Origin of the sequence: Endozoicomonas sp. OPT23, from assembly GCF_009653635.1 — a bacterium.
Taxonomy (GTDB): Bacteria; Pseudomonadota; Gammaproteobacteria; order Pseudomonadales; family Endozoicomonadaceae; genus Endozoicomonas_A.
Map to the genome: position 1 here is coordinate 497,742 of NZ_PPFD01000003.1, position 21,829 is coordinate 519,570.

Genomic DNA, 21,829 nt, shown 5'->3' on the forward strand with positions numbered 1-21,829 from the left:
TGATCTACAGAGCTGAGTAGGCCAGGGAACGGCTTACTTAGGATTGATAAAACGCCTGACCAGTAATGACACCGTACATAGGAACATCCCAGTCTTCTACCGGTATCTGATCCACCTTCTGGCACTCATGAGCCAAACCGATCAATAACGGTTTCTCGCCTGCCTTGATAAATGCAAAGGTTCGATCATAAAAGCCACCTCCCATTCCCAATCGATTTCCCTGCTCATCAAACCCCGTTAAAGGCATCAAGACCAGATCAAGCTGTTCAGCTGATACTTGTTCATCCGCACTAAACTCCGGCTCAGGAATACCAAAACGGTTTTCAGTCATCACCGTGTCAGACGTATAACGCTGGAAATACATCCGCTTCGAATCCTTCTGATCGAGCACTGGCAGGAAACACTGTTTACCCTGTTGCCACACTTTACTGGCAACGATCTCAGGATTAATCTCACCATCACTGGCCAGATACAGCGCAACTTTCTTACTCTGCTCAAAAAATGGCTGGCTGATAACCAGCTCTGCCAACTGAGTGGCTGCTGTTTGCTGATCAGCTTCTGTCAGAGCCTTTCTGTTAGCTCGCAACTGTTGTCGTAGGGTTGCTCGATCCACTGCATCCAGCCCTGTTTTTTATTGTGTCGGAATGACATTATACAGCGATAGATACCGTGATAGATAAATTGGGTAGTAAAACAATGGACTGGTATAACAATAATTTCAGCATCAGCTCAGACAAGTCTCGCTTGAACCTTTCTGTCATCCACGCGTATTTATCCAAAGACGCCTACTGGTGTCAGGGCGTTCCTGAAGCGACGGTTACCAAAGCTATCCAGAACTCACTCTGCTTTGGCATTTATCAAAAAAATGAACAGGTTGGTTTTGCCCGACTGGTCACCGATAAGGCAACCTTTGCCTATCTTGCTGACGTATTTGTTTTGCCGGACTTTCAAGGTCAGGGCCTGAGCAAATGGCTGATGGAATGCATTCTTGAACACCCGGATTTGCAGGGTTTAAGAAGGATCGCTCTAATGACAGGTGACGCTCATGGCCTGTATGAAAGGTACGGTTTTAAACCGGCTGCAGTGCCTGAAAATTATATGGAGAAGCACAACCCGACAATCTATCAGTGAAACCTGTACTCACTGAATTTCTGAACATCTGCCTATAAGAATATATATCGAGCACATCATGGACAGCATAGACCTTACTGTATACGACAAAGCCAAATACCACGAAAAGACCGTTCAAAAGAATCAGCTACCCAAAGAGCAGGCATCCATTCACACCGCCTTCTACCTTGGCTGGCTGATAGAAAACGATCTGGTCAGTGAAGGTTTTAAGGAAGACTGCGAGGATGCACTGGCTGGCTATTTTGATCACTCTTTGTCTGCAATCGATGTCTACAACTGCTGGAATCGGACCTTGAGCGACGACATGCTTTCTTTTGAAGGCAACCAGTTCACTATGTCCTATTTCAACTTTGAAAAAGGCGAATATCTCAAGGACTACTCGGAAGTTCTGGTTAAGGAACTACCGTCAGAATTCCACGTCACTTACAACCGTGCCAATCAGGAATTGATCAATCAGCGTATTTCAGAAAAGTTCAAAATCTGGCAGGAAAAGCGTAACAAGCCCTTCTGGAAGTTCTGGCAATAGCACCACTCTGAGACGCCGCTTCTGTAGGTAAGACTTGCCTTTGTTGGGGTTAACGATAACTATTCTATCTATGAATCTAAAAATCACTTATGGATAGAATGAATGTTTAAATCGTTTTTTCTTAATAAAAAGTGGCTGCTCTGGTCACTGATAGGCTCCACAGCCATCCTTCTGGTGACCTGGTATAAGGTCCAGCTGGACGTCAGAATCAACGAGTGGTTTGGTAGCTTTTACAACACGATTCAGGAGTCTCTGGGCAATCCCGGCAAACACACCTTTGATGAGTTTCTGGCGCAGTGCCTGCAGTTTGCTGAAATAGCCGGCATCTACATCGTAGTTGCAGTGCTTCTCGACTTCTTCATCAAACATTATGTATTCCGCTGGCGCACAGCCATGAATGAATACTATATGGCCAACTGGCACAAGGTTCGTCATATTGAAGGTGCGGCACAGCGTGTGCAGGAAGACACCATGCGCTTCGCCAGAATCATGGAGTCTCTGGGCGTTGCTTTCATGCGCTCGCTGATGACCCTGGTTGCTTTCCTACCCATCCTTTGGGGCTTGAGCTCCCACGTTACCGAACTGCCCTGGATCGGTCACGTTGAGCACGCTTTTGTCTTTATCGCCATTATCTCCGCAGCCACAGGTACTGTATTGCTGGCTGCCGTGGGTATAAAACTGCCTGGACTGGAATTCAATAACCAGCGGGTAGAAGCGGCTTATCGAAAAGAGCTGGTGCTGGGTGAAGATCATGCAGAAAGAGCAGATCCTCCAACTGTCAAAGAACTGTTTGGTAATGTCCGTAAAAACTATTTCACCCTCTACCTGCATTATCTCTACTTTGATGTGGCCAAGTGGTCCTATCTCCAGTTCACCGTCATTGTTCCTTACATTGCCATGGGCCCGACTATTGTTGCCGGAGCTATCACACTGGGTGTGATGCAACAGGTGATCCGTGCATTCGGCAGAGTAGAAGAGTCCTTCCAGTTCCTGGTGAATTCCTGGGGCGTAATTGTTGAATTGATTTCTATCTACAAGCGTTTGAAGGCGTTTGAGCAGGTAATAGATGACCACTCTGAAGGGGTCACTGAAGCTTAAATCTTATATACAAAAAAGCCTCCGCAGTGGAGGCTTTTTTGTATGGCGATATTCCGGCCTCAGAACGGGATATCGTCATCAAAATCATCAAAGCCACCAGCAGCTGCAGGAGCTGGCTGTTGCTGAGGTGCTGCCTGCTGTTGTCTCTGCTGCTGTGGAGCAGGTGCAGGACGTGACTGCGGCTGCTGGCCGTAAGCTTGCTGTTGAGGAGCAGCCTGCTGTTGTTGTGGTTGCTGCGGTGCGTACTGCTGCTGAGGTGCAGACTGAGGCTGCTGTTGCGGAGCCTGTTGCTGATAACCACCACCGGCAGGCGCCTGTCCGCCCATACCGCCTTCACGGCCATCAAGCATCTGCATCTGGCCACTGAATCCGTCTACAACGATTTCTGTCGTGTAACGATCCTGACCCTGCTGATCCTGCCACTTACGAGTCTGCAGTTTACCTTCGATGTAAACCTTGGAACCCTTACGCAGGTACTGCTGTGCAATCTCAGCCAGCTTGCCAAAAATGGCAACACGGTGCCATTCTGTTTTTTCCTGACGCTGCTGAGTGTTTTTGTCCATCCAGGTTTCACTGGTCGCCACGCTCAGGTTGGCAATGGCGCTGCCATTTGGAGTGAAGCGGACGTCTGGATCATTGCCCAGATTACCAACCAAAATGACTTTGTTGACACCACGTGTTGCCATCAGTATCTCCAGTATTCAATAAAATTCGTTTTGTCAGTACAGCATAATAGGAACTGTCGCCATATAAACAACAGGATCAGCACTCGCCGTATTGGCGCAGCACTGTCATATCCACTACTTTCTTATCCACTTTCAGATAGGCAGTTTTTTCGCTATCCAGCACAGTGACTTCTTCAACCCCGGGGATAATGGCCAGTTCCTTGCCAATTGTTCGTGCATCCAGGCTCACCGATGAGTCGAGGGCCATAACCATACTGCTGACATAGGGGGGTTGTTTCATGGTAACAGACAATAACCACCAGAGTGCAGTAGGAATTACACAAACAATAATAACGCCATTCATGCCCCAGTTTTGCATAGCAAGACCACCTAAGGAGCCACCCAGTGCAGCACCCAGGAACTGACTGGTTGAGTAGATCCCCATGGACGTTCCGCGGGTGCCTGAAGGTGAGAGTTTACTCACCAGCGATGGCAGAGTGGCTTCAAGGAAATTGAAAGCCGCAAAGAACAGGAAAATACCCAGCAGCACACCGTTCACATTCGACATCGCAGCAACAGCCGCCAGCAGAACAGTGATAGAGCCAACAAAGCACTGTTTGAGCTTTCGTTTGGATTCACTGAAGATGATCACCGGGATAATCATCACAAAAGAGATAGCCAGAGCAGCCACGTAAATCCAGCCATGGTTGTCACGGGGAATCTCCAGTGACTTTTCCAGCACCTGAGGCAAATAAACAAAAAGAGCCATCAAAACAAAATGCAGAGTAAAAATGCCTGCCATCAAACGCAGCATCTCCGGATTCTTCACCACCTTAACCAAATCATTTTTGCTGAATTTGGTGTTCAGATCAGTTCGGGTCACCACCGGTGTTGGTACCAATGTCAGAAGAACCGCGATACCGAGGCCAGCCATTATGGCATTACTGGTAAACAGGCCAGTCAGCCCCCACCAACCGGCAAACAGTGGCCCCAGAAGCATGGCTATTGAGAAGGAAAAGCCAATACTCATACCAAATACCGCCATGGCTTTGGTTCGGTGTTGCTCACGAGTCAGGTCAGCCAGAAGCGCAGTCACAGCACCGGCTACGGCACCACAACCCTGAAGAATACGACCAAAGATCACGCCATGCATTGTGTCGGCGTAAGCAGCCACCAGACTACCGATCATAAAGATCAGCATACCGACGACAATGACGGGTTTACGGCCAAAGCGATCCGACATCCAGCCAAAGGGAATTTGCAGTACCGCCTGACTCAGGCCATAAGCTCCAATGGCCAGTCCGGCAAGCGCCGGAGTAAACCCTTCCAGTTCTTTGGAATAGAGGACCAGAACGGGCAGGACCATAAAGAGCCCGAACATACGAAAAACAAAGACCAGTGAGAGCGAGACGGTCGATTTCAGTTCCTGTGGAGACATTCCTGACTTCTTTAATAAGGTACTAAATGTAATAAGGTAAGTGTGTAGACACACGCAGTCGAATATTAAGTGGCTGTTTGCCCACGAATTCGTATATCTGAATACTTACTAAAGCAAACAGCAAAGTTTATCAGGAAACAGCTTCAGAGGGAGAGGGCTGTTCATTTTTCATCGGCAGAAAATTAAGCTCTGAACTATTCTGATGACTCTGAAAGGCCGTTTCTGGCTCAAGGATCTCGCTCAAGGATCGAGTAATAAAAAAGAATTCGATGTAAGCTATGCACCAGTTCCGCTTCCTTTTTTTACTGCTGCTGATGTCAGGCACAATTAGTGCTGAAGAAAATTTTCACAGTAATCCGGAGAATTTCTTCAGTAACATTCATCTGGAATTTACTCCCGTTCCCGAAAACTATGCTCCAAGAAACTATAGTGCCAGCCGTCATATTTGTATCCCCGCCAGCAATCAAAGTTTATTGCTGGGAAGTTGTTCTCTAGAACAGAGCCCCCTGGAACAAAGCCTTCGAGTACAGATAAATTCTGATAACAACTATTTTTTCACCCTGCCATTCACTATGCGTTTAAGCATGCTGACGATGGGAGTATTGAAAGCGTTTGAGAACTATCAAAAAGTAATGTGTAAATCCGGCCATTGCTGCAGCTCGAAAGCCAATACTCAAACCATCAAGAAAACGTTTATTGCGGTCTATCTGGCTATGGGGTTAAGCCACTTCCTTGAAGAACAGATCACCAGCACAGTTGATGTGATTACAGGGTACAGCTATGAGATGTTTCACTTCATGATGCTGGCCGGCTCTCTGGTAGCAAGAGCTGTTGATTGCGACTGTAAACACCCATGGTTAAACAAACATGTGGGAATGGTTGCTCTCAACGTATTCTCCCTGCTCAACCCATATTCTCTGTTTCACTGAAATCAAACAGCCAATCCCTTATAATCTCCTGTTTGCTTTCAGGCTGTGCGGATAAGGAGTGGCTGTGGATAAAATTACGGTGCAGGGTGCCAGAACCCATAACCTGAAAAACATTGACCTTGAGATGCCAAGGGACAGCCTGATTGTGATCACAGGCCTGTCCGGTTCCGGCAAATCTTCTCTGGCCTTTGATACGCTTTACGCTGAAGGCCAGCGTCGTTATGTAGAGTCACTCTCTGCGTATGCACGCCAGTTTCTTTCCATGATGGAAAAGCCGGACGTTGACCATATTGAAGGCTTATCACCGGCCATCTCTATCGAACAGAAGTCCACCAGCCACAACCCTCGTTCCACTGTCGGAACCATTACCGAGATTTACGACTACCTTCGTCTGCTCTTTGCCAGAACCGGTACTCCACGCTGCCCTAAACATCATCTGCCCCTGGAAGCACAGACCGTCAGCCAGATGGTTGACCAGGCTCTTGCGCTGCCGGAAGGCACCAAAATGATGTTGTTGGCGCCTGTCGTTCGAGATCGTAAGGGTGAACACCTGCATGTGTTTAACGAGCTGAAGACTCAGGGTTTTATCCGCGCCAGAATCAACGGCATTGTTACTGATCTGGATACTCCACCGACTCTGGATAAAAAGAAGAAGCACACCATTGAAGTGGTTGTAGACCGTTTCAAGATTCGTGATGACCTTCAGCTGCGCCTATCGGAATCCTTTGAAACCGCACTGGACCTGACCGATGGCCTAGCCTCTCTCAGTTTTATGGACGGTGATCAGGACGATATTGTTTTCTCCGCCCGTTTTGCCTGCCCATCCTGTGGTTACAGCATTAATGAGCTAGAACCACGCATGTTCTCCTTCAACAATCCGGCAGGTGCCTGCCCTTCCTGTGACGGCTTGGGCGTGAAACAGTTCTTTGATGAAGGACGGATTATTCAACACCCTGAACTGACTCTGGCTGAAGGTGCTATCCGTGGCTGGGATCGCCGCAGTGTTTACTATTTCCATCTACTTAAATCACTGGCTGGTCATTACGGCTTCGATATTGATACTCCGTTTGATGATCTCACAGCAGAACACCAGGCACTCATCCTGCAAGGGTCCGGTGATGAGCAGATTGACTTCAGTTACGTAAACGACCGTGGCGATGTTTATAAAAAGCGTCACTGTTTTGAAGGCATCATTCCCAACTTTGAACGACGCTTCCGTGAAACCGAGTCCCAGTCCGTTCGTGAAGAACTGTCAAAGTATCTGAGCACATCGCACTGCCCCAGCTGTAACGGCGCACGACTGAGAACCGAATCTCGTCATGTCTTTATCAATGACGAGACTCTGCCGCAACTGGTTGAACAACCTGTCGAGAAAGCGCTGGATTACTTTCAGAACCTGACTATGCCGGGGCAGAAAGGCGAGATTGCCGAGAAGATTCTCAAGGAAATTTGCGATCGTTTGAGCTTCCTCGTCAATGTTGGCCTGAACTATCTGACACTGGATCGCAGCGCAGACACTCTATCCGGTGGTGAAGCCCAGCGTATTCGTCTGGCTAGCCAGATTGGTGCCGGTCTTGTCGGCGTTATGTACATTCTGGATGAGCCCAGCATTGGTCTGCATCAGCGTGATAATGAACGTCTGCTTGGTACGCTTACACGACTCCGTGACCTTGGTAATACAGTTATCGTCGTAGAACACGACGAAGATGCCATTCGTATGGCAGACCATGTTATTGATATTGGCCCCGGCGCAGGTGTTCATGGTGGTCAGATCATTGCTCAGGGAACGCCTGCACAGGTGATGAGTGATCCTGAATCAATAACAGGTCAATATCTTTCCGGTATCCGTAAAATCGCTATCCCTGAACAGCGCACACCGGTTGATAAAAAGAAGATGCTCAAGCTGTCAGGCTGTTCCGGTAACAACCTGAAGAATGTCAGCCTTGAAATTCCGGTGGGTCTGATGACCTGCGTTACCGGTGTTTCCGGCTCCGGTAAATCAACACTGATTAACGGCACTCTTTATCCTTTGGCAGCAACGGCCTTGAACAAGGCCTCCACCCTGACCGCAGCAAAACATAAGAAAATCACTGGTATCAGTAACTTCGATAAATGCATCGATATTGACCAGAGCCCTATTGGCCGTACACCACGCTCAAATCCTGCAACCTATACCGGTATTTTCACGGCCATTCGTGACCTGTTTGCCGGCACACAAGAAGCCCGATCCCGTGGCTACAAGCCTGGACGTTTCAGCTTTAACGTTAAAGGCGGTCGTTGCGAAGCCTGTCAGGGTGACGGTGTCATAAAAGTAGAAATGCACTTCCTGCCGGATATCTATGTGCCTTGTGACGTTTGTAAGGGCAAACGGTATAACCGTGAAACTCTGGACGTTAAATACAAGGGCAAGAGTATCCATGAAGTGCTGGATATGACCGTGGAAGACGCTCTGGAATACTTTGAGCCGATTCCTGCCGTTAAACGCAAACTGCAAACACTGATGGATGTAGGTCTGTCGTATATTCGTCTGGGGCAGAATGCGACAACACTGTCTGGCGGTGAAGCTCAGCGGGTGAAGCTGGCGAAAGAGCTGTCCAAGCGTGATACCGGCAAGACACTGTATATTCTGGATGAGCCGACCACAGGTCTGCACTTCCACGATATTGAGCAGCTACTGGCGGTACTGCATCGACTGAGGGATCACGGTAATACCGTTGTTGTTATCGAACATAACCTGGACGTGATCAAAACGGCCGACTGGGTAGTAGACCTGGGCCCTGAAGGTGGTGATGGCGGTGGCGAGATTATTGCGACTGGCACGCCTGAAACAGTTACCGCCAATAAAGTTTCTCATACTGGGCATTTTCTTAAACCGATGCTTGGTTAAACCGTAATTTGAAAAGTATGAGGAAGCAGCTTGCTCTTTCTCATACTTTTTGAAAGCTTGTACATATACATATCACTTTTAATAGGGACCGCTAATTGTTTTATGTCCTTCAACCACAAAGCTTGCACCAGAGCGGACAGGACTGATTGCCCGATAAAGATTGGTCTCATTAGTATCCAGCGGCCTTCTTAATAAACTGCTGAAATAACCCCCAACCCTCTCTCTAACACTTTCTTTAAACGGACAAACAAAGTAAAGATTAGTGGAGTCAGCACAGCTTGCTACCCAGGTTATGACTGGAGGAGTCCCCATTGAAACCGATGAAACAAGCCTCTGGTAAATGGAAGATCCCAGACTTGTTTCATCATAGGCTAATGAAACACTGCCTTTCCGTGCTCCGATCATAGCTGAAACAGTCCAGTATCTGGCCTTACTCGATCTCATAGAAAAATCTTTCAATTCCAGTTTTTCTGCTTCTAAATGCTTTTTTCTTAAATCACTCTGAATACCTAGAGTTCTGGCAAGCACACTTTTAAAGAGGTCAATATCAAATAATCCCGCTCGGGAATCAAAACTTCCTCTAGTAGCAAAAGTATTCTCAATTTGCCTCAATTCCTTGTCAGCAAAACGGCTTGAAGCTGCTTTAGGCTCAATCATCAAGTACAAGTGATTAATGGAAAATAATCCCGTCAAATCAGCTGTATGAACAACTATGGTTCTATACCCAGCTATCAAATCACAGACTTCAGTGGTCAGCGCTTCATTTTGTTTCTCTGCTTCACATTCAGTCTTTGTCTGATCAAAGTTCGCTGACACCCAAAAGGGCAAAAGTGTTAGCGATAAACATAAAATGAAGGCCCATCGCTGCATTTTAATCTCCAGAAAAACGTGCGGCCTCCCATTATAGTTAAAGTTTTTCTAAACCCGTCAAGAGCTTCTGAAGATGGTAAAGTCGCTACTTTCGTTCTAGCGGGACATATCCAATGATTTTGATTACAGGTGCCAGCAGTGGCCTTGGTGCAGCACTGGCTCAACAATACGCCGAAGCAGGTCAGGATGTCGTAATCACTGGCCGTAATCAGCAACGTCTTGAAGCGGTTAAAGCGACAAACAACAAAACTCAAGCTATCCCTGCTGATCTGACCAGCCCAGACAGCATCAACAGTCTGATAAACCAGCTTGATATTGCACCGACCACTGTTATTCACTGCGCAGGCAGCGGCTACTTTGGCCAGATTCAGGATCAACAGCCTGACGACATTATCCAGCTATTTAATAACAACATTCTCAGTGCCACATTACTGCTGAGAGAGCTTGTCGCCCGTTACCGTGATCAGGCGGTCAGTGTCGTTGTTGTTATGTCCACCGCAGCACTGCAGCCAAAAGGTGGCGAGAGCACTTACTGTGCTGCCAAGTGGGCAGTAAGAGCTTTGGTTGAATCTGTACGACAGGAGCTGAAAGCTTCAAAGTCTCCGATGAAACTAATTGCCGTATACCCTGGCGGAATGGCAACAGACTTCTGGAATATTGAAAAAGACAGGGATACGACCACATTCATGTCCGCTGACGAAGCCGCAGGCATGTTGATTCAGGCCCTGGCCGGGACTGAACACGGATATATTTCCGACATTACTATTTCTCGTAAATAGATCGCCGTGGTTAAATGGTAAATTAATACTTTAGTTCTGATATGTTCCTTTACGGATTGAAGGGTAGAAATAGTCACGGATGATGGACAGTAATAAATCAGCAGGCCATGGGAGTCCATCATGTTTGGTAGCAAGAATTCAGACAGCAGTTCGTCGAGCAATGCTCAACACAACAATGCCATCACCCTGATCGCAGCAGGTACGGAAGTCGAGGGCGATATCCGGTTCCGCGGAACCGTTCATGTGGAAGGCGGCATTAAGGGTAATGTATCCTCCAGCGACGGCAAATTGCAGCTAATTGATGGCAGCAGCGTCGACGGCAATATCCGTGCGGCTCATGTCATTATCAACGGTCATGTAATCGGTGACGTATACGCGACTGAAAAGCTGGAACTGTCTGCCAAGGCATTGGTTGAAGGTAACGTCTACTACGATGTTATGGAAATGGTCGCCGGCGCTGCTATTAACGGCAAAATGGAGCGCATGCACAAGAGTGGTGAGCTACTGCCTAAAGATGAAGACAAGAAAGCTGAAGTTAAAAAGCTGAAATCTGCCTGATACAGCATTTCCGAAGCCTGATAAGCCCATCAGGCTTCTTCTCCTCCCCGAATAATTAAGTGATCCAATCCCAGATCACCACTACGGTATAGCGGTTATATCGAATGTCGGTTTTCTGATCAGTGTGGAAAAATACACGCAAATTATAAACCACTTTTTTCCATGGCTGCTCATATGAGCACAGCCACAGGAATGCTTTGGTTTCGAATTTCACTTCCACTGAATGAGGATTGGCATTGAACGCATACACTCAAGCCGACAATCTTATTGTTACTGCCGAAAGCTCCAGCACTGACGCTCGCCCCTATACGGTTTACACCGAGCGGAATATCGACAAGATCGAGCAGTTCACAAAACTGCCTGAAGACATGCAGTTTGACATCCGGGTTGTAGCCAGCGTGATGCCGTTCCGTGTCAACGAATACGTAATCAACGAGCTGATCAACTGGAATAACATTCCAGCTGACCCGATCTTCCGTCTGATGTTCCCTCAGAAGGAAATGCTGAAAGCAACTGACTTTGATTTCATGGCCAAACTGCATAAAGCAGGTGAAAGCCGTGAAAACATCAAAAAAGCAGCACACGAAATCCAGATGGGTATGAACCCGCACCCTGCCGGTCAAAAGGTGATGAATGCACCTATGATTGACGGTGAGCCTGTTGAAGGCATGCAGCACAAATACCGTGAAACTGCCCTCTATTTCCCGAGTCAGGGTCAGACCTGCCACAGTTACTGCACGTTCTGCTTCCGTTGGGCACAATTCATTGGTGACAGTGAATTGAAGATGGCTGCTACCGATGCAGCTACCATGCACTCATACCTGAAAGCCCATCACGAAATCACAGATTTACTGTTTACCGGTGGTGACCCGCTGGTAATGAAGACCAAGATTCTTAAGGCTTATCTGGAGCCACTGCTGGAGCCAGAATTTGACCATATTCGTCATATCCGTATCGGTTCCAAGACCCTTACCTTCTGGCCATACCGTTTCACTCAGGACGACGATGCTGATGAGTTGATGGAACTGTTCAAGAAGATCGTTGATTCCGGTAAGCATCTGGCGTTTATGGCGCATTTTGACCACTATGCAGAACTGAAAACAGACGTCTGCAAAGAAGCGATCAAGCGCATTCGTGCGACAGGTGCCAACATTCGTGCCCAGGCGCCACTGACTCGTCACATCAACGACGACGCCAGTGTGTGGGTAGAAAACTGGAAGACACAGCTGTCTCTGGGCGTAATTCCTTACTACTTTTTTGTGGCTCGTGATACCGGCGCCAAGCACTATTTTGAAATTTCTCTGGCTCGTGCCTACGAAATTTTCCAGGAAGCAGTGACTCAAATGTCCGGACTTGGTCGTACGGTTCGCGGACCATCCATGAGTGCAGGCCCCGGTAAAGTCGAAATTACCGGTGTTGCTGAAATTAATGGCGAGAAAGTATTTGTACTGCGCTTCCTGCAGGGCCGTAATCCCGACTGGTGCTACCGCCCATTCTTTGCCAAGTACGATGAAGAAGCGACCTGGCTGGATGATTTGAAACCAGCTTTTGGTGAAGACAAGTTCTTCTACGAAGACGAATACAAGGCTATGTGTGAAGCTCGCGGGGCCTGATAGTACTTAAACTTGCTTACCTACCAGAGAAGAGAGCCCAAGGCTCTCTTCTCACCTCTTCCTCGCCATACGCTCCTATTTATAAACGCTACTTCAAAGAAAATTTCGCTCCATCGAACAACAAAACAAAAACATTAACAACAGTTATCAATATTGACTTAAATCAATCAATGATACGTACGACTACGTACAATAGAGACATAGACAAACAATCTGAACACAGAAAAAGCAGGATCAAGATCGTTTTTTCAGGGAAAAAATAACGACAAGCAGGATGCAAGTCACGTAGTTATTCAAGATTGTCAGTCTTGCAAAGCCGGGTTTGAGGGGACTCGGCTTTTTTTATGCGTGTTATAAAATTAGTGAGACTGCAAAACCTGCGATAACTACACTTCCCGTAATCAAAACAAATAAATCGCTCCAGCGATTCCAATACATGCGCATTGCCGTTTTTTTTCGGAGTCCAATAACCGGAATAAAAAACAGTATAATAGCCATCATTGGCGCTACGATCAGTTCAATCACAGACAGAACACTCCAATTGCACGTTGCAGCAATCCAGCAACTGACAATAATCAGTAGTATCGATACCCGATGATAGTGTCCGGCTTCCTGCTGGCTTTTTCCCTGCACCCCAACAAGAAATCCATTCATCATCTCAACAGTGCCTATAAAGAAACCAAAGAATGAAGTAAGAATCGAAACAAAAGCGATGATTGGTGCTGTTGCAGACAGAAACCGGTTATCAGGCTGATTAGCTAATACTGACAACACAGGTAAATTATCTGTTCTTGCCTGATGAATCTGATCCGGTGTTAAGGCCATCAGGCAGGAAAAAACAAAGAATAGAGTAATAAGCAACAAGAGTGCCGAACTTCTGAAGTGCACTTTATCTGTGATAGCAATACAGCGATGGATATCCTTTATAGACCTGAGATACGAACGTGAAAATGTCGGGCTAATCGGCGCGTGATAAAACGAAAATACCAAAACTGGCAGAATCAAAAAGAAACTTTTCAGAGAATCAGCCAGTGAAAAAGGCTGGCTGATAAAATCCAGCCGCCACTGAGGTATCAAATACAGAGCAAGACAAAGAAGAACAATAATCAGAGGAAAAACGAGACTACTTAAAATACTCAGAGCAAGACTTTCACGACTGCAGAACAACACGACCATCATGGTAATCAAGCCAAAGGCTAAGAGAGACCTCGATTCAATAACTATTCCCAGCTGGTTCTGAAAATAACTTTCAGTGACATTCGTAATGCCAATACTGTAAAGCAGAAGTACTGGAAACATTGATAAAAAACAGAGCAGTACAAGCCATCGTCCTATTTTCTCACCAAAGCTACTTCTGACGATATGACCAAGATCGCCATCATCACATTGAGAAGCTAGGCAGAAACGAGTCAACCCTCTATGACTGAGTAGAACAATAGGCCCACTTACTAAGACCATTAGTAGCAGCGAAAAGGCACCACCACTTCCAGCAGCAATAGGAAGATAGAGAAGACCAGCACCGATACCGGTACCTATATGACTAAACAACCAGCCTGTCTCTTTCGCAGTCCATGCATGAGTAACGGAATGGTTTGAGGTCTTAACACAGCAGGCTGGCTCATCACTCATCTAAAAAGGACTCCTTATACAAGGAAATAAAAGTATAGCCCTATAGACGCTTTACTAATCAGAAAGTCTTGAGAGATTATTTAATATACGGACTCTCATATATTTGAATATACAGATATCAAGCGCTATTTAAAAAAAGAAAACCAAAAAGTGCTGTATTGCCTTACATAAACTATTTTCAAGATTCCAATAATAATTATGGGAAGTAGTCATGTTAAAAAGAGCTCTATGCATTTCAGCATTAATCTGCTCTGTTTCTCAACTTTATGCTGAAGAGATAAACATTGAAGCCAATATCGATAGCTCATCAGAAGAGGCTTGGGAATTAGTACCACTCAGTGATCAGGCTCCGTTCAGTCCTGAGTGCCGTTATAGAGTTCGTACAACAGCCTACGGAGATGGCACATTCGCTTTGAATAGTTTTATCGTTACAGATAATGAAGTACGAGTATATGTAAACACACCAGGAGGCTATAACAATCCTGCATTTATCACTCCCGATGATAAAACGGCAGTATGCAGTGATGCAACGGACCCCATTTACAAATATCCAGATGGATCAGTTTGTAATCATCCAGTTAGTACAATTCGCAATCTCAAACAGTTAAAGAAAGATCTAAAGCTTGGGCTTGGAACACCTGAGAGCAATCTTGATCTTGAAAAAATGATCAAAAAAGTCGAAGACGACTTTAAGCAATGCACAGAAGTCGAATGTAATCAGCTTGGAACCGTAGTTAGTATTGAAAAACTATGTTCAGAAGAAAATTAATTTTTTCTGTGCATAAAAAAACCGGACACTAGGTCCGGTTTTTTTATGCCTGAAAAGTAAAACTTACTCTTCAGTAGCTTCCGCTGCAGCAACTGGACGATCCAGCAGCTCAACGATAGCCATAGGCGCGTTGTCACCCTTACGGAATCCACACTTCAGGATGCGGATGTAACCGCCTGGACGCTCTTTAAAGCGTGGACCCAGGTCAGTAAACAGCTTACCAACAGTCGCTTTGTTGCGGAGACGATCGAACGCCAGACGACGGTTAGCTACGCTATCTTCCTTAGCTAAGGTGATCAGCGGCTCAGCTACACGACGAAGCTCTTTAGCCTTCGGCAGTGTAGTCTTGATTACTTCGTGCTCAACCAGAGAAGCAGTCATGTTCTTAAACATCGCTTTACGATGTGAACTGTTCCGGTTGAGCTTGCGGCCACTTTTACGATGACGCATGGCACAAACTTCCTCATTCTACCAATTGCCTTTCACCTGACGTTTTTAACGCAGGTGAAAGAGGCGTATTGGCTGCTTAAGCAGAAATCTTGTCGTCGCCCTTCAGACTGGCTGGAGGCCAGTTGTCGAGACGCATACCTAAGCTCAGACCACGAGAAGCAAGAACGTCCTTGATTTCAGTCAGGGACTTCTTACCCAGGTTCGGGGTCTTGAGCAGTTCAACCTCAGTGCGCTGGATCAGGTCACCAATGTAGTAGATGTTCTCTGCCTTCAGGCAGTTCGCACTACGTACAGTCAGTTCGAGATCATCAACAGGGCGCAGCAGGATAGGATCAACTTCATCCTCTTCCTTAACTGGCTCTGGCTCAGCCTCGCCTTCCAGATCAACGAATACAGCCAGCTGCTGCTGCAGAATAGTTGCAGCGCGGCGGATAGCTTCATCCGGATCAAGAGTACCGTCGGTTTCCAGATCAATTACCAGCTTGTCCAGGTCGGTACGCTGCTCAACACGAGCACTTTCGACGACGTAGGATACGCGGTAAACAGGGCTATAGGTGGCATCCAGTTGCAGGCGACCAATTGCGCGAGTCTCTTCCTCGTCCTGACGACGACTGTCAGCGGATTCATAACCACGACCACGAGCAATACGAAGCTTCATATTGATATCGCCTTTCTCATTGAGATTAGCGATTACGTGATCCGGGTTAACGATTTCTACATCGTGATCCAGCTGAATGTCTGCAGCAGTCACAGGACCTGCACCTTTCTTGGTGAGGTTCAGTGTTGCTTCGTCACGACCAGTCATACGAATGGCGAGACCTTTCAGGTTCAGCAGGATGTCGATGACATCTTCCTGAACACCTTCGATAGCACTGTACTCGTGCTGTACGCCATCGATTTCTACTTCCGTTACAGCACAACCTGGCATGGAAGAGAGAAGAATGCGACGCAATGCGTTGCCCAAGGTATGTCCAAAACCACGTTCCAGCGGTTCCAGAGTAACCTTTGCCCGTGTCAGGCTGATTTCCTCGACATCAATGTGTCTCGGAGTTAGAAATTCAGTAACCGAATTCTGCATGGATGTAACACCCCACCTAACTGTTTATCCCTTACTTGGAGTACAGCTCGACGATCAAGTTTTCGTTGATGTCGGCAGCCAGATCACTCCGCTCGGGCAGCACCTTGAAGGTACCTTCCTTCTTGCTGGCATCTACTTCAACCCAGGTAGAGAACCCACGTTGAGCGGCCAGTTCCAGTGCTGCATTGATACGCAGCTGGTTCTTTGCCTTTTCACGAACAGCAACCACATCACCAGGCTGAACCTGGAAAGATGCGATGTTTACGGCTTTGCCGTTAACTGTGATAGCTTTGTGGCTTACCAGCTGACGTGCTTCGGCACGGGTGGAACCGAATCCCATGCGGTAAACTACATTATCAAGGCGACCTTCCAGAAGTTGCAACAGGTTTGAACCAGTAGCACCCTTCTTGTTGTCAGCAGACTTGTAGTAGTTACGGAACTGCTTCTCCAGTACGCCGTAGATACGACGAACTTTCTGCTTTTCACGCAGCTGTACACCGTAGTCAGACAGACGACCGCGACGCTGGCCGTGCTGACCTGGAGGAATTTCTGCCTTGCACTTAGAGTCAAGTGCACGAACGCCACTCTTCAGGAAGAGATCAGTGCCTTCGCGACGAGACAGCTTGCACTTAGGACCAATATATCTAGCCATTTTTTAAATCGACTCCTGCTTATACACGACGCTTTTTAGGCGGACGGCAACCATTGTGGGGGATCGGGGTAACATCAGTGATGTTAGTGATCTTGTAACCACAAGCGCTCAGTGCGCGTACAGCGGATTCGCGGCCAGGACCAGGTCCTTTAACGCAAACATCCAAATTCTTCAGACCGTAATCAGCGGCCGCATTGCCTGCACGCTCAGCTGCAACCTGCGCAGCAAATGGCGTGCTCTTACGAGAACCACGGAAACCGGATCCACCGGCTGTGGCCCAGGACAGAGCGTTACCCTGGCGGTCGGTAATGGTCACGATTGTGTTGTTAAAAGAGGCGTGAATGTGTGCAACACCGTCAACTACCGTCTTTTTAACTTTTTTACGTGAACGAGTACCTGGCTTTGCCATATCAGAATAAATCCTGTTTTATAAGAATGGAGTTAAAGCCATTCTTAAATGATACTTACTTACGAATTGGCTTACGTGGTCCCTTACGGGTACGAGCATTCGTCTTGGAGCGCTGACCACGAACTGGCAGACTGCGACGGTGGCGAATACCACGGTAGCAACCCAGATCCATCAGGCGCTTAATGTTCATGCTAACTTCACGACGCAGATCGCCTTCAACGTCCAGCTTGGTGATTTCACCACGCAGCGCTTCCAGTTGATCTTCGCTCAGTTCAGCAACTTTGGCATCTGGCTTAACGCCAGTCGTTTCGCACAGCTTTTGGGCTGTGGTCTTACCGATGCCGAATATGTAGGTCAACGAGATAACAGCATGTTTGTTATCCGGGATGTTGACGCCAGCAATACGGGCCATTCAATCGTCTCCGTTTATTTTTTGCCGTGAGTTCATCCATGTTCTGATAAAACAGAACCAGGACATTTCGAGTTCACGGTTATTTTCGCCTGTAGACTTCATAAAGCCAATCCGGAGATCGACTCATAGCGAGGCATGAACACTTCGCTATCTAGAGGCAGACAACGTCAGGGCTTACATCTGCACCTGAAGATACAGAGCCAGAACGGGATAAACCGAACTTTTTTGAAGCCCTTGCTAGATGCTTAAACAACTAACAGGTCGAAAGGCGGAAATTTTAATCCTCCTTACGACAAAATACAACCGCTCATGTCACCATGAACGGTTGTATTTACCTAAAGCCTGCTGAGGTCTTGGCTTATGCTTGCGGGATTAACCGCAGACCTCTGCTTCACAATCAGCCTTGACGCTGTTTGTGACGTGGCTCAACGCAGATCACACGAACAGCGCCATTGCGCTTTACGATCTTGCAGTTACGGCAGATTTTCTTTACCGATGCACGTACTTTCATTATTCACTCCACAATCGATGCAGAACCAGGCTATGGAAAGCAGACCCGCCGCTTAGCGGATCAGGCCACCACCACCGTAGCCCTTAAGATTGGATTTCTTCAGCAGTGACTCGTACTGATGTGACATCAGGTGTGATTGCACCTGGGCCATGGTATCCATGACAACTACGACCACAATCAGCAAGCTGGTACCACCAAGGTAGAAAGGCACGTTGGCCGACACTACCAAGAACTGTGGTAACAGACACACGGCTGTCATATAGAGGGCGCCAAACATAGTCAGACGAGTCAGTACACCATCAATATATCGGGCTGACTGCTCACCTGGGCGAATACCCGGGATGAATGCGCCAGACTTCTTCAAATTGTCTGCAACGTCCTTCGGATTGAAGACCAGTGCAGTGTAGAAGAAGCAGAAAAAGATGATGCCTGCCGAGAACAGAACGATGTTCAGCGGCTGACCAGGACCTAGTGCCAGTGCAATATTCTGCATCCATTCCATGCCTTCACCCTGACCAAACCATTGTGCAATGGAGGCTGGGAATAACAGAAGGCTGGAAGCGAAGATCGCAGGAATTACACCCGCCATATTCACTTTCAGAGGCAAATGACTGCTCTGTGCCGCAAACACTTTACGACCTTGCTGACGCTTGGCGTAATTTACAGTGATGCGACGCTGACCACGTTCAATAAAGACTACAAACGCGATAATTGCAATTGCTAATAGCGCAACAGCGAGCAGCGCCAGGATGTTTATGTCACCCTGTCGAGCGGACTCGAAAGACCGCCCTATAGCACTTGGCAGACCAGCGACAATACCTGCAAAAATCAGGATAGAGATGCCGTTACCAATCCCGCGCTCAGTAACCTGCTCACCCAGCCACATCATAAAGACAGCACCGGTCACGAAGGTTACTACAGCCACCAGATGGAAGCTGAAGTCAGGATTGAAGGCGACGCCCTGGTTGGCAAGACCTACGGTCATACCCATACCTTGGACGAACGCCAGGCACACTGTCAGGTAGCGGGTGTACTGGCTGATCTTGCGACGACCAGATTCACCTTCCTTCTTCAATTGCTCCAGCTGCGGACTTACGACAGTCATCAACTGAATGATGATCGAAGCCGAAATGTAAGGCATGATGCCGAGCGCTAGTACAGACATCCGCTCCAACGCACCGCCGGAGAACATGTTGAACAGGCCTAGTATCGTGCCCTCATTTTGTTGAAACAACCGAGCCAGAGCATCAGGGTTGATGCCCGGAACCGGAATATGAGCTCCGATCCTGTAAACCAGGATCGCCAGAAAGACGAATTTGATACGAGAGATCAACTCGCCCAATCCGCTTTGATTCCCAACAGGTAGTGTCTTAGCCATTTAGTCCTCGATCTTACCACCAGCAGCTTCGATCGCGGCGCGAGCGCCCTTGGTAGCTGCCACACCTTTCAGTGTTACGGCTTTATTCAGTTCGCCGGACAGTACCACTTTCGCACGCAGGATGCTACCGTTGACCAGATTTGCAGCCTTCAAAGCAGCCAGATCGATCACTTCGGATTCAACCTTGCTCAGCTCATGCAGACGGATCTCAGCGCTGAAGCGTGTCTTACGTGCGGTAAAACCGTACTTAGGAAGACGACGCTGCAGTGGCTGTTGACCACCTTCAAAACCTGGCTTAACGGAACCACCGGAACGGGACTTCTGACCTTTGTGACCACGGCCACCAGTCTTACCCAGACCGGAACCGATACCACGGCCAACACGCTTGCGCTCTTTACGACTGCCTTCGGCAGGACTCAGAGTATTAAGACGCATATTATTCTCCTTCGACCTTAACGAGGTAGTTAACCTTGTTGATCATGCCGCGTACTGCAGGAGTATCTTCTACTTCAACAGTATGTCTAATGCGACGCAGACCCAGGCCACGGACGCAAGCCTTGTGGCTTTCGAGGCGACCGTTCGTGCTCTTCAAGAGCGTTACTTTGATCTTCTCAGCCATGACTTACCCCAGAATATCTTCAACAGACTTGCCACGCTTGGCAGCAATGTCTTCAGGAGAACGCATGTCGCGCAAGCCCTTGAATGTTGCGTTAACAACGTTCACAGGGTTTGTGGAACCGTAGCACTTGGCCAGTACGTTGTGTACGCCAGCTACTTCCAGAACAGCACGCATTGCACCACCGGCGATTACACCGGTACCAGCAGATGCTGGCTGCATGTAAACCTTGGAAGCGCCGTGACGGCCCTTCACAGGGTACTGCAGAGTGTCACCGTTCAGGTCAACCTGAATCATGTTACGACGGGCAGCTTCCATAGCTTTCTGGATCGCAACTGGCACTTCACGCGCCTTGCCACGACCAAAACCTACTTTACCTTTACCATCGCCAACGACGGTCAGAGCTGTGAAGCCGAAGATACGACCACCTTTCACCACTTTGGCTACTCGGTTGACCTGTACCAGCTTCTCAATCAGACCTTCGTCGTTTTGTTGTTTACGTTCATCTCTTGCCATGATGACTACCCTCAGAATTCCAGGCCGGCTTCACGAGCAGCGTCGGCAAGAGCCTTCACACGACCGTGATATTTGAAACCGGAGCGGTCAAAAGCGACCTTGGCAACGCCTACAGCTTTGGCGCGTTCAGCGACCAGAGCACCTACCTTCTTGGCAGCATCAACGTTACCGGTAGCTTCTGCACGAAGCTCCTTCTCGACGGTGGAGGCAGAGGCCAGCACCTTGTCGCCCTCAGGGGCAGTCACCTGCGCATAAATGTGACGCGGGGTACGATGAACGCTTAAGCGATTAACGCCCAGTTCGCGCATCTTCATACGTGCGCGAAGGGCACGACGCAGGCGAGCAGAAGTTTTATCAGTCATGATCTCACCCTACCTTACTTTTTCTTGGCTTCTTTACGACGAACATGTTCGTCGGAGTAGCGAACACCCTTGCCCTTATACGGCTCAGGACGACGGAATTCGCGGATTTCCGCTGCAACCTGACCAACCAACTGCTTATCGATACCTTTGATAACGACTTCAGTTTGGCTAGGGGTTTCAGCAGTCACACCTTCCGGCATGGTGTAATCAACCGGATGGGAGAAGCCCAGGTTCAGGTTTAGGGTCTTGCCCTTCGCCTGCGCACGATAACCAACACCTACCAGCTGCAGTTTCTTTTCGAAACCAGCAGTTACACCGGCAACCATGTTGTTAATCAGCGCACGGGTTGTACCAGCCAGAGCACGAGAGTGCTTGGCACCGTCACGAGCTTCAAAAGTCAGGACACTTTCTTCCTGCTTTACGACAACGTTGGAGTGAATATTCAGCTCCAGTTGTCCCTTGCCGCCCTTGACGGAAATGAACTGACCGTCCAGTTTAATCTCTACACCAGCAGGGATTTCAACAGGGCTTTTAGCTACACGAGACATATTAC

The 21,829-nt window shown here is 47.9% G+C and carries 26 protein-coding genes; 9 read left to right on the top strand and 17 right to left on the bottom strand.

Annotation, left to right across the window (positions count from 1 at the left end; all coding sequences use genetic code 11):
• Window positions 1-37: 37 nt before the first annotated feature.
• Complete coding sequence (locus EOPP23_RS08025) at window positions 38-613, bottom strand: 5-formyltetrahydrofolate cyclo-ligase (protein WP_194842544.1); 576 nt, start codon at window positions 611-613, stop codon at window positions 38-40.
• Window positions 614-696: 83 nt separating this feature from the next.
• On the opposite strand from EOPP23_RS08025, the gene EOPP23_RS08030 reads away from it, so the two are divergent.
• The 3 genes from EOPP23_RS08030 to sbmA all read left to right on the top strand — a co-directional run bounded on the left by EOPP23_RS08030 (window position 697) and on the right by sbmA (window position 2,755).
• Window positions 697-1,131 carry a GNAT family N-acetyltransferase gene (locus EOPP23_RS08030; RefSeq protein WP_153765914.1) on the top strand — a complete coding sequence of 145 codons (435 nt, stop codon included), beginning with the start codon at window positions 697-699 and terminating at the stop codon, window positions 1,129-1,131.
• 58 nt (window positions 1,132-1,189) lie between these two features.
• On the top strand, window positions 1,190-1,657 hold the full coding sequence (locus EOPP23_RS08035; protein WP_153765439.1) for a hypothetical protein: 468 nt from the start codon (window positions 1,190-1,192) through the stop codon (window positions 1,655-1,657).
• A 102-nt stretch (window positions 1,658-1,759) separates the two neighbouring features.
• The gene (gene sbmA / locus EOPP23_RS08040) at window positions 1,760-2,755 is read left to right on the top strand and encodes a peptide antibiotic transporter SbmA (RefSeq protein ID WP_153765440.1); all 996 of its coding nucleotides are present in this window, start codon (window positions 1,760-1,762) and stop codon (window positions 2,753-2,755) included.
• Between the two features lie 59 nt (window positions 2,756-2,814).
• On the opposite strand, the gene ssb is transcribed toward sbmA, so the two are convergent.
• Window positions 2,815-3,441: a single-stranded DNA-binding protein gene (ssb, locus tag EOPP23_RS08045; protein WP_153765441.1), complete on the bottom strand. Its 627-nt coding sequence runs from the start codon at window positions 3,439-3,441 to the stop codon at window positions 2,815-2,817.
• A 76-nt stretch (window positions 3,442-3,517) separates the two neighbouring features.
• Window positions 3,518-4,858 (bottom strand): MFS transporter, encoded by a 1,341-nt coding sequence (locus EOPP23_RS08050; RefSeq protein WP_153765442.1) that lies wholly within the window; start codon window positions 4,856-4,858, stop codon window positions 3,518-3,520.
• Between the two features lie 314 nt (window positions 4,859-5,172).
• On the opposite strand from EOPP23_RS08050, the gene EOPP23_RS08055 reads away from it, so the two are divergent.
• The gene (locus EOPP23_RS08055) at window positions 5,173-5,787 is read left to right on the top strand and encodes a hypothetical protein (RefSeq protein ID WP_194842545.1); all 615 of its coding nucleotides are present in this window, start codon (window positions 5,173-5,175) and stop codon (window positions 5,785-5,787) included.
• 64 nt (window positions 5,788-5,851) lie between these two features.
• Entirely contained in the window at window positions 5,852-8,674 is a 2,823-nt protein-coding gene (gene uvrA, locus EOPP23_RS08060) for an excinuclease ABC subunit UvrA (protein WP_370514714.1), read from the top strand.
• Window positions 8,675-8,752: 78 nt separating this feature from the next.
• Here the strand turns inward: uvrA and EOPP23_RS08065 are convergent, their stop codons facing one another.
• Window positions 8,753-9,544, bottom strand: a complete 792-nt coding sequence (locus EOPP23_RS08065; protein ID WP_153765444.1) for a hypothetical protein — start codon at window positions 9,542-9,544, stop codon at window positions 8,753-8,755.
• Between the two features lie 113 nt (window positions 9,545-9,657).
• Between EOPP23_RS08065 and EOPP23_RS08070 the strand changes: the two genes are divergently transcribed.
• The 3 genes from EOPP23_RS08070 to EOPP23_RS08080 all read left to right on the top strand — a co-directional run bounded on the left by EOPP23_RS08070 (window position 9,658) and on the right by EOPP23_RS08080 (window position 12,494).
• Window positions 9,658-10,323 carry an SDR family NAD(P)-dependent oxidoreductase gene (locus EOPP23_RS08070; protein WP_153765445.1) on the top strand — a complete coding sequence of 222 codons (666 nt, stop codon included), beginning with the start codon at window positions 9,658-9,660 and terminating at the stop codon, window positions 10,321-10,323.
• Between the two features lie 120 nt (window positions 10,324-10,443).
• Window positions 10,444-10,881 (top strand): polymer-forming cytoskeletal protein, encoded by a 438-nt coding sequence (locus EOPP23_RS08075; RefSeq protein WP_153765446.1) that lies wholly within the window; start codon window positions 10,444-10,446, stop codon window positions 10,879-10,881.
• A 236-nt stretch (window positions 10,882-11,117) separates the two neighbouring features.
• The gene (locus tag EOPP23_RS08080) at window positions 11,118-12,494 is read left to right on the top strand and encodes a KamA family radical SAM protein (protein ID WP_153765447.1); all 1,377 of its coding nucleotides are present in this window, start codon (window positions 11,118-11,120) and stop codon (window positions 12,492-12,494) included.
• 351 nt (window positions 12,495-12,845) lie between these two features.
• On the opposite strand, the gene EOPP23_RS08085 is transcribed toward EOPP23_RS08080, so the two are convergent.
• Complete coding sequence (locus tag EOPP23_RS08085) at window positions 12,846-14,123, bottom strand: amino acid permease (RefSeq protein WP_153765448.1); 1,278 nt, start codon at window positions 14,121-14,123, stop codon at window positions 12,846-12,848.
• A 211-nt stretch (window positions 14,124-14,334) separates the two neighbouring features.
• Here EOPP23_RS08085 and EOPP23_RS08090 point away from each other — a divergent pair, with 211 nt between their 5' ends.
• Window positions 14,335-14,892 carry a hypothetical protein gene (locus EOPP23_RS08090; RefSeq protein ID WP_153765449.1) on the top strand — a complete coding sequence of 186 codons (558 nt, stop codon included), beginning with the start codon at window positions 14,335-14,337 and terminating at the stop codon, window positions 14,890-14,892.
• A 63-nt stretch (window positions 14,893-14,955) separates the two neighbouring features.
• Here the strand turns inward: EOPP23_RS08090 and rplQ are convergent, their stop codons facing one another.
• The 12 genes from rplQ to rplF form a co-directional block, all read right to left on the bottom strand.
• A complete protein-coding gene (gene rplQ, locus EOPP23_RS08095; RefSeq protein WP_153765450.1) occupies window positions 14,956-15,342 on the bottom strand; it encodes a 50S ribosomal protein L17 in 387 nt (128 codons plus the stop codon).
• A gap of 76 nt (window positions 15,343-15,418) precedes the next feature.
• A complete protein-coding gene (gene rpoA, locus EOPP23_RS08100; protein ID WP_153765451.1) occupies window positions 15,419-16,420 on the bottom strand; it encodes a DNA-directed RNA polymerase subunit alpha in 1,002 nt (333 codons plus the stop codon).
• 31 nt (window positions 16,421-16,451) lie between these two features.
• The gene (rpsD, locus tag EOPP23_RS08105; protein ID WP_153765452.1) at window positions 16,452-17,072 is read right to left on the bottom strand and encodes a 30S ribosomal protein S4; all 621 of its coding nucleotides are present in this window, start codon (window positions 17,070-17,072) and stop codon (window positions 16,452-16,454) included.
• Window positions 17,073-17,091: 19 nt separating this feature from the next.
• A complete protein-coding gene (gene rpsK, locus EOPP23_RS08110; protein ID WP_153765453.1) occupies window positions 17,092-17,481 on the bottom strand; it encodes a 30S ribosomal protein S11 in 390 nt (129 codons plus the stop codon).
• 55 nt (window positions 17,482-17,536) lie between these two features.
• Window positions 17,537-17,893, bottom strand: coding sequence for a 30S ribosomal protein S13 (rpsM, locus tag EOPP23_RS08115; protein WP_153765454.1), 357 nt, complete (start codon window positions 17,891-17,893; stop codon window positions 17,537-17,539).
• 397 nt (window positions 17,894-18,290) lie between these two features.
• Window positions 18,291-18,404 (bottom strand): 50S ribosomal protein L36, encoded by a 114-nt coding sequence (gene rpmJ, locus EOPP23_RS08120; protein ID WP_153765455.1) that lies wholly within the window; start codon window positions 18,402-18,404, stop codon window positions 18,291-18,293.
• Between the two features lie 52 nt (window positions 18,405-18,456).
• A complete protein-coding gene (gene secY / locus EOPP23_RS08125; protein WP_153765456.1) occupies window positions 18,457-19,782 on the bottom strand; it encodes a preprotein translocase subunit SecY in 1,326 nt (441 codons plus the stop codon).
• Entirely contained in the window at window positions 19,783-20,217 is a 435-nt protein-coding gene (gene rplO / locus EOPP23_RS08130; protein WP_153765457.1) for a 50S ribosomal protein L15, read from the bottom strand.
• Window position 20,218: 1 nt separating this feature from the next.
• Window positions 20,219-20,401 (bottom strand): 50S ribosomal protein L30, encoded by a 183-nt coding sequence (gene rpmD, locus EOPP23_RS08135; protein WP_153765458.1) that lies wholly within the window; start codon window positions 20,399-20,401, stop codon window positions 20,219-20,221.
• A gap of 3 nt (window positions 20,402-20,404) precedes the next feature.
• Window positions 20,405-20,914: a 30S ribosomal protein S5 gene (gene rpsE / locus EOPP23_RS08140; RefSeq protein ID WP_153765459.1), complete on the bottom strand. Its 510-nt coding sequence runs from the start codon at window positions 20,912-20,914 to the stop codon at window positions 20,405-20,407.
• A gap of 11 nt (window positions 20,915-20,925) precedes the next feature.
• Window positions 20,926-21,276: a 50S ribosomal protein L18 gene (gene rplR / locus EOPP23_RS08145; protein ID WP_153765460.1), complete on the bottom strand. Its 351-nt coding sequence runs from the start codon at window positions 21,274-21,276 to the stop codon at window positions 20,926-20,928.
• A gap of 14 nt (window positions 21,277-21,290) precedes the next feature.
• Window positions 21,291-21,824, bottom strand: coding sequence for a 50S ribosomal protein L6 (gene rplF / locus EOPP23_RS08150; protein WP_153765461.1), 534 nt, complete (start codon window positions 21,822-21,824; stop codon window positions 21,291-21,293).
• Window positions 21,825-21,829: the final 5 nt, after the last annotated feature.